Annotated in this window: 6 protein-coding genes; 4 read left to right on the top strand and 2 right to left on the bottom strand. The window is 34.3% G+C overall.

What is annotated here, in order from left to right; translation table 11 throughout:
- Positions 1-193: 193 nt before the first annotated feature.
- From QLS31_RS15820 to QLS31_RS15810, 3 genes are all read left to right on the top strand, one after another.
- Positions 194-2,461, top strand: a complete 2,268-nt coding sequence (locus QLS31_RS15820; RefSeq protein ID WP_282744647.1) for an aconitate hydratase — start codon at positions 194-196, stop codon at positions 2,459-2,461.
- A gap of 199 nt (positions 2,462-2,660) precedes the next feature.
- A complete protein-coding gene (locus tag QLS31_RS15815; protein WP_099714555.1) occupies positions 2,661-2,981 on the top strand; it encodes a panthothenate synthetase in 321 nt (106 codons plus the stop codon).
- 703 nt (positions 2,982-3,684) lie between these two features.
- Entirely contained in the window at positions 3,685-5,184 is a 1,500-nt protein-coding gene (locus QLS31_RS15810) for a peptidoglycan endopeptidase (protein ID WP_282744646.1), read from the top strand.
- 91 nt (positions 5,185-5,275) lie between these two features.
- On the opposite strand, the gene QLS31_RS15805 is transcribed toward QLS31_RS15810, so the two are convergent.
- On the bottom strand, positions 5,276-5,734 hold the full coding sequence (locus tag QLS31_RS15805; protein WP_282744645.1) for a VOC family protein: 459 nt from the start codon (positions 5,732-5,734) through the stop codon (positions 5,276-5,278).
- A gap of 24 nt (positions 5,735-5,758) precedes the next feature.
- A complete protein-coding gene (locus QLS31_RS15800; protein WP_282744644.1) occupies positions 5,759-6,814 on the bottom strand; it encodes a glycosyltransferase family 9 protein in 1,056 nt (351 codons plus the stop codon).
- Positions 6,815-7,302: 488 nt separating this feature from the next.
- Between QLS31_RS15800 and QLS31_RS15795 the strand changes: the two genes are divergently transcribed.
- Complete coding sequence (locus tag QLS31_RS15795) at positions 7,303-7,530, top strand: CDGSH iron-sulfur domain-containing protein (protein ID WP_132065763.1); 228 nt, start codon at positions 7,303-7,305, stop codon at positions 7,528-7,530.
- The last annotated feature ends 144 nt before the right edge of the window (positions 7,531-7,674 follow it).

The following is a 7,674-nucleotide window of genomic DNA, read 5'->3' as shown; positions in this document are numbered from 1 at the left end:
GAAATGTTGTTTTAAAACTAATTCTACACATTCTAACTTAAATGCATAATCATACTTTACTTTTTTTTCCATAAAAATGCCCCAAATAGTGTCTAACTTTTTGGGGCATGTTCATGACTCAGGCTTTTTTTTATACTCTATTTTTTTGTATCTTGTGGTGAAGAAATAGAATAACAAAAAATACCTATATATTATGGCTTTTGATATTGAAATGATTAAAAAAGTGTACGACAACATGACAACTCGTGTTGATAAGGCACGTGAAATAGTTGGCCGTCCGCTTACTTTAACAGAGAAAATTTTGTACAATCACCTTTGGGATGGAATGCCGTCAACTGCTTTTGGAAGAGGTGTTGATTATGTGGATTTTGCCCCGGATAGAGTTGCTTGTCAAGATGCAACGGCTCAAATGGCATTGTTGCAATTTATGCACGCTGGTAAAAAGAAAGTTGCAGTTCCTACAACAGTGCATTGTGATCACTTGATTTTGGCTAAAAATGGAGCTGAATTTGATTTAGCTGCAGCAAATACACAATCCAAAGAAGTTTTTGACTTCCTTTCTTCAGTGTCTGATAAATACGGAATTGGTTTCTGGAAACCAGGTTCAGGAATTATTCACCAAATCGTTTTGGAGAATTATGCCTTCCCAGGAGGTTTAATGATTGGTACCGATTCACATACTGTAAATGCAGGTGGATTAGGAATGTTGGCTATTGGAGTTGGTGGAGCTGACGCTGTAGATGTAATGTCAGGAATGTCATGGGAATTAAAATTTCCAAAATTAATAGGGGTAAAATTAACTGGAAAACTTTCTGGTTGGACTGCACCAAAAGATGTTATCCTTAAAGTAGCTGATATTCTTACTGTAAAAGGTGGAACAGGAGCTATCGTTGAATATTTTGGAGAAGGAGCTACTTCAATGTCATGTACTGGAAAAGGAACTATTTGTAATATGGGTGCCGAAATTGGAGCTACCACATCTACATTTGGTTATGACGAGTCCATGAGAAGATACCTTTCTGCAACAGGTCGTCAAGATGTAGTAGATGCTGCTGATAAGGTAGCGTCTTATTTAACTGCTGATCCAGAAGTGTATGCAAACCCGGAAACATATTTTGACCAAGTAATCGAAATTAATCTTTCTGAATTAGAACCACACATTAATGGTCCTTTTACTCCGGATCGCGGTACGCCAGTTTCTCAGATGAAAGCTGAAGCTGCTGCAAACGGATGGCCAATTAAAGTAGAATGGGGATTAATCGGTTCTTGTACCAACTCTTCTTACGAAGATATGGCTCGCGCTGCGTCTATCGTAAATCAGGCAGTTGAATTAGGAATCAGCCCAAAAGCGGAGTTTGGTATCAACCCAGGTTCGGAGCAAATTAGATATACTATCGAAAGAGATGGAATTATAGCTACTTTCGAAAAAATGGGAACCAAAGTATTTACTAATGCTTGTGGACCATGTATCGGACAATGGGATAGAGCTGGTGCTGATAAAGGAGAGAAAAACACAATTGTTCACTCTTTCAACCGTAACTTCTCTAAACGTGCCGATGGTAACCCAAACACACACGCTTTTGTAACATCTCCAGAAATGGTTGCTGCTTTAGCAATTTCAGGTCGTTTGGATTTCAATCCTATTACTGATACTTTAATCAACGATAACGGAGAAGAAGTAAAACTAACCGCTCCTTATGGTGATGAATTGCCTAAAAAAGGTTTCGCAGTAGAAGATGCAGGTTTTCAAGCACCAGCAGCTGATGGATCAGGTGTTCAAATCCTAGTTAGCGAAACTTCAGATCGTTTGCAATTATTGGCACCATTCCAACCTTGGGATGGTAAAAATATTACTGGAGCTAAATTATTGATTAAGGCTTTCGGAAAATGTACTACAGATCACATCTCTATGGCTGGTCCATGGTTGCGTTTCCGCGGTCACTTAGATAACATTTCTAACAATATGTTGATTGGAGCAGTTAATGCTTTCACAGAAAAAACCAATTCGGTTAAAAATCAATTAACGGGTACCTATGATGCCGTTCCTGCTGTAGCACGTGCATACAAAGCAGCTGGAGTTCCATCTATTGTTGTGGGAGATCACAATTATGGAGAAGGTTCTTCTCGTGAGCATGCAGCTATGGAGCCTCGTTTCTTAGGGGTTCAAGCAGTATTAGTAAAATCATTTGCTCGTATCCACGAAACAAACCTTAAAAAACAAGGACTTTTAGGATTGACATTTGCTAACGAAGCAGATTACGATAAAATCCAGGAAGATGACACCATCAACTTCACAGATTTAGTGGATTTTGCACCAGGAAAGCCATTAACTATAGAATTCGTTCATGCAGATGGAACCAAAGATATTATCTTGGCAAACCATACCTATAACGAAGGGCAAATTGGCTGGTTTGTAGCTGGTTCAGCATTAAACTTAATTGCTGCTGCCAGTAACGCATAAGTAAATTAAAACATTTATATTCAAAACTCTCAAGGAAACTTGGGAGTTTTTTTGTTTCATGGGTTTTTTCAGAAGAACAATATTCGCTTTCTAATTGCTTGTTGATTTAAGTTAAAGTATTGGTAATGAGTATTTTATTAGCAATGCGGATTATGTTATTTTGTATCTTTAGTTACTATTAATCTTAAATCTTATTGCTATGAGAATGTTAGTCAATGTTATCTTTCCTATTGAGCCTTTCAACTCAATGACTAGAAATGGAACAGCTGGCGAAATCATTAGTCGAGTGATTAATGATATCAAACCAGAGAGTATTTATTTTTCTGAACAAGACGGGCATCGGGGCGCAATTATGGTAGTTGAAGTTCCTGATGCGTCTGCAATTCCATCTATTGCTGAACCTTGGTTTTTAAATTTTGAAGCCAATTGCGAATTTAGAATAGCGATGACTCCTGATGATTTAATGCGAGCTAACCTCTCTAAACTTGCTGAAAAGTGGAGTGATATTCATGTAGTATAAACCAAACGAGAGAATTAACAGCGCCACTTCAAATAAAATGAGGTGGTTTTTTTTTGAGCTATTTCCCGCTGACCGTTTCAAGCTTTTTTGCGCAATTGCTTTTTTCCAAGATAAAAAAGGAGCTTCTTTTAGGCGCTCTTTTTTCTCAGGAAAAATAGGCAATTCCGCTTCAAAAGGCTTTTCACTTTCATCAGGGCTACAAGTCATAAACCAGAATTTCAATTCCTATTTATTGATTTCAAACAAAATTTTATTTTAAAAAAGAAAAGGGCTATAAGCCGAAAATACGGGTAAAATTCAAAAAACAAGTCGAAATTTTATTTTTTGAACGTTAAAATTTAAAAAAAGGCTGTGTTTTTTGATTAAATCTCTTATATTAGCTTTTTTGAAAAATTAATTATTCAAAGGAGCTTTTTTGATAGTTTTTTTAAATCAACCTTCTTTAGAATTTTTATTTTCAGCCCAACAATACAATAGGATTGTACGGCGTTACTATTTCACTTGCTTTTGCAATTGAAATAAAAAATCAACTAGAATTTAAAATGAACACATTCTGAACCTCTTTTTTTGAAAGAGATAAGGATTATTTTTACAATTTTTTAAATAAAAAAGTAAAAAAGCAAACCATAGCGAGATTTAATAATTATATCCCGAAATCGCTGTGTAGAATAAAAATGGGGTAAGTAATTTGAAATAAATGAATATGAGTTTAAGATTAATTGTAACATTGTTTTTATTGAATAGTATCGTTCTTTTTTCTCAGGAAAATATCACGAAGCACACCATCGTAAAAGGAGAAACAATTTCTAGTATTGCTGAGAAATATGATGTTAAACAAAGCGCTATTTTCAAATTAAATCCAAACGCAAAAAATCTATTAAAACTCAATTCCATTTTATTAATTCCTGTAGCAGCCACAAAAAAGACAAATACTAAATCCAAGGTTGCAGCAAATTACTCCGCAAAAGAACATGAAGTACTTGCCAAAGAAACGCTTTACGGAATTGTAAAACAATACGGAATCTCCCTAAAAGAATTAAATGAACTTAATCCAACGTTAGAATCTACAGGATTAAAAATAGGTCAAAAAATTATAATTCCTGCAAACGCATCTTCAACGGAAGTAGCTGTTGCTCCTCAAGCCAAAAAGGTTTCTCAAAAACCGGAATTAGTAGTTACTCCCCAAGTAATCGAAACTGAAAAATCCACTACGGAACAAACCACGATAGAAGTTCAGCCAAAAGAATCAAAATATTCTATCGCAAGAAAATACGGAATTACGGTTAAAGAATTAGACAAAGCTAATCCAACTATAGGTACCAAAGCACTTAGAGTAGGTCAAAAAATAACGATTCCAGGAAATGGAATACCAGTGACTGAAGTAGCAGTTGCGCCACAGCCAAACAAAGAATTACCAACTGCTGAAGCTGTAGTTATTGCAGAGCCCGTTACAATTACACCTAAAACAGAAGAGCCAGTAGTTTCTCAACCAAAAATAGATTTACCAAAATCAGAAGTTATAGCTGTTTCTCAACCTAATGAAACGCCAAGCGCAATCTCAGATAATATTGTTCGTGAAGTGTTGCCAAAAGAAACTAAATATGGTATTGCTAAACAATACGGAATTACAGTTCAGGAATTAGAAAAACAAAATCCAGAAGTTAAAAACGGGCTTCGTGTAGGAGCTAAATTGAACATTCGTGCAAATAATGTACCTGTAGAAAATAATGCTGTTGTTAGCATCGATAGCAATAATGCAACTACAATTGAAAACACTACAATTGATTTTAACAATACGTTAAAGTCTACTTTTAGTCATGATTTTCTGGATCAATTGATAGAACGCGCTTCAGAAAACATAGGAACAAGATACCGTTCTGGAGGAACTTCAAAAGCAGGATTTGACTGTTCCGGTTTAATGTGTACTACTTTTGGTGCATTCGATATAAAGTTGCCAAGAACATCAAGAGAACAATCCGGTATTGGTACTAAAATAAATACTGAAGAAGCTCAAAAAGGAGATTTAATTTTCTTTAAAACGAATGGTAGAAGCCAAATTAATCATGTAGGTATGGTGGTAGAAGTTTGTGAAGGAGAAATAAAATTCATTCACTCTTCAGTGAGTAATGGAGTTATTATTTCCTCAACCAAAGAAAAATATTATGAGAAAAATTTCTCCCAAATAAATAGAGTTTTACAGTAATTCTAATTGGTGAATTTCAAAAAAATATAAGGAATAAAAAAACGAAACTCCTCAGGCAACTGAGGAGTTTCGTTTTTTTTAGTTGTACAGTTTAGTGTTGCTCGGCACTATTTATTTCAATCCAATAGCCATCTGGATCCTGTATGTATATTTGTTTGATTCCGTCTGCTCTAACGGTGATGGTGTCAAGTTTGCCCGGCCAGTCAGAATATGTAATTTTTAAAGCTTTAAGTGCTTGAATCAATGCGTCAAAATTAGCTGATTTAAACGCAAGATGTACAGCTTTGTTTATCGTAACAGGTCCTTTAATTGTGGAAACTAAGTGTAATTCTTTGCCATCACCCAATGAAACCCAACGAATTCCTTCTTTTCGTGTAAGATTGGTAATTTCTGAAAGTTTCAAAACATTAGTATAGAAATCAACGGAGCGATCCAAGTCTTTTACTGAAAGTGCCATGTGGTCCAACTTCAAAGCATAGGTGTTGGTATTCTGGGCGCAAAGTGTTCCAGTGATTACAAATACAATTAGCAATATAGCTATTTTTTTCATGGATAATTTGCTTTATACTTTTAATTAATTCTTACCAAGAAGAATGTTGTTGATTACTTTGATTGATTCCTCGGTTGTGCTGGTATTGGTGTTTATGGCCACGCTGTTATTGTTGTAAGGGGCATATTTGTTTTGATTAAGACGAGAAAATAAACCCACAGTAGGTGTTAGTGAAGCGCTGGCCAAATGCATAATTCCACTGTCGGCCCCAATGAAAATTGCTGTATTTGCAATTACTGAACCAATTTCCCGAATGTCTTTGCTATAAAAAGTAGGTGCTTTAAATCCTATTTGTGAAATATTTTCTACCGGTAAAATTTCTATAATATTGTAATCTTGATATTTTGTTTTTAATTGCTCATAAAATTCTTCCCACCAAGTTTCTGAATAGCACTTATCGTCCGTTGCATAAGTGAAAATAGCAATAGTTTTCTTGTCATCAGGAACTATTTTGTCTATTGTTTTTTTGCCTTCGGCAAGCTCGGCATTGCTTAATTTAAGGTCTAATGATGGAACTGGATTGTCCTTTTCTTGAAATCCTAATTTGGTTAAAAAACTTCTGAATTCATACACCGGATACTTGGCAATGTGCTCGTAATCTTTATATTTTAATGCAATGTTTTCATCAACTTCGCCAAAAAACTTATATTTCGCATCTGCAAACTGAGCCGATAATCGTCCAGATGAAGAACCTTTATCAACATTTATAACAATGTCATAGTGTTGTTTTTTAATTTTTATCCAAACTTGAAAATAATCAATTAAATTTTTAAAAGGCTTTTTAGGGAGTTCAATAATATAATTGATGTTTTCGTAGTTTTGAAAAACAATTGGCGCAAGCCCTCCTTTTACAAATAAATCAATTTTACATTCTGGGAAAGTGGCTATTACGTCTTGTACCAGCGGTGTAATAAGCAATAGGTTTCCTAATCTATGATTAGGTCTGGAAATTAATACCCTTTTGATTTCAATTTTTTGAGTCAAATCTATATGTTGATTCTTCTGGGAACTGCCGATATTTTTAGTAAGGCTTCGTGTTAAAATCCTTCGGAATACATTTACTTTTTTTAAGATACTCATGCTTTTAAAATATTATATGGTATTGAATTTATTTTTAATTATAAAATTGAAAAGGTGTTTTTATTCTTTTACAGAATATAAAATAATTAACACCACCTAAAACGGATTACCTAACGGGCAAATATACAATATAGAAGCTAATAATATTTGTAGCTTATCAAGATTACTTTAATCTTAAGGATTGGATGCACAAATAAAAACGGCGCATAAAGTTACGCTGCATTTTTGCAATTAATTTGATTCTTAAGTTCTTCAATAGTTGGATAATTCAATGCATAATGTGCTCTTTTTTGATTGTACCAAATTTTGAGATATTCAAAAATTTCCAATTTCTAATTTCTCTCAGTTGCCTGCGATTGCTCCTAATTTAATGTAACATAAAATAGAATTAATGTAAATTACGATTTGGAATCATAAAAAAGCGCAGCAATGAAGAAAGGTCCTAAAATATTTTGCAATCTTTGAACTCTAAAAAATTAAAAAGCATTATGAGCAAAACAAAACTAACAATCAATCGCAATGGTTCTATAAAAATAGAAGGCGATTTCGAAATAACAGACTGTGAAGGAAAAACATACGGATTAGAAGGAAGAACTGCTTTGGGTCTTTGCCGTTGCGGATTATCAGTAAACAAACCTTTTTGCGATGGTTCACACCGCAATGGTTTTGAGCATGAATCAGCTGCATTTGACTTGCCACCAGTGAAAACGAAGTAATATCATTTTCTGATTTGATTAAATGAGAAAGAGGCTGTCCGAAAAGGTAATTTTCGGACAGTTTTTTTGTTTTTAATCTTGATTATTAGTATTTTTAAGTACTAAAAACAAAGATTATGCAACCCGTTTTCAAGCAACATTCGG

This window comes from Flavobacterium sp. XS2P24, from assembly GCF_030010285.1.
Classification (GTDB): domain Bacteria; phylum Bacteroidota; class Bacteroidia; order Flavobacteriales; family Flavobacteriaceae; genus Flavobacterium; species Flavobacterium algoritolerans.
The sequence above is the reverse complement of the archived record's forward strand: the minus strand, read 5'-3'. Positions and strand labels throughout refer to the sequence as shown.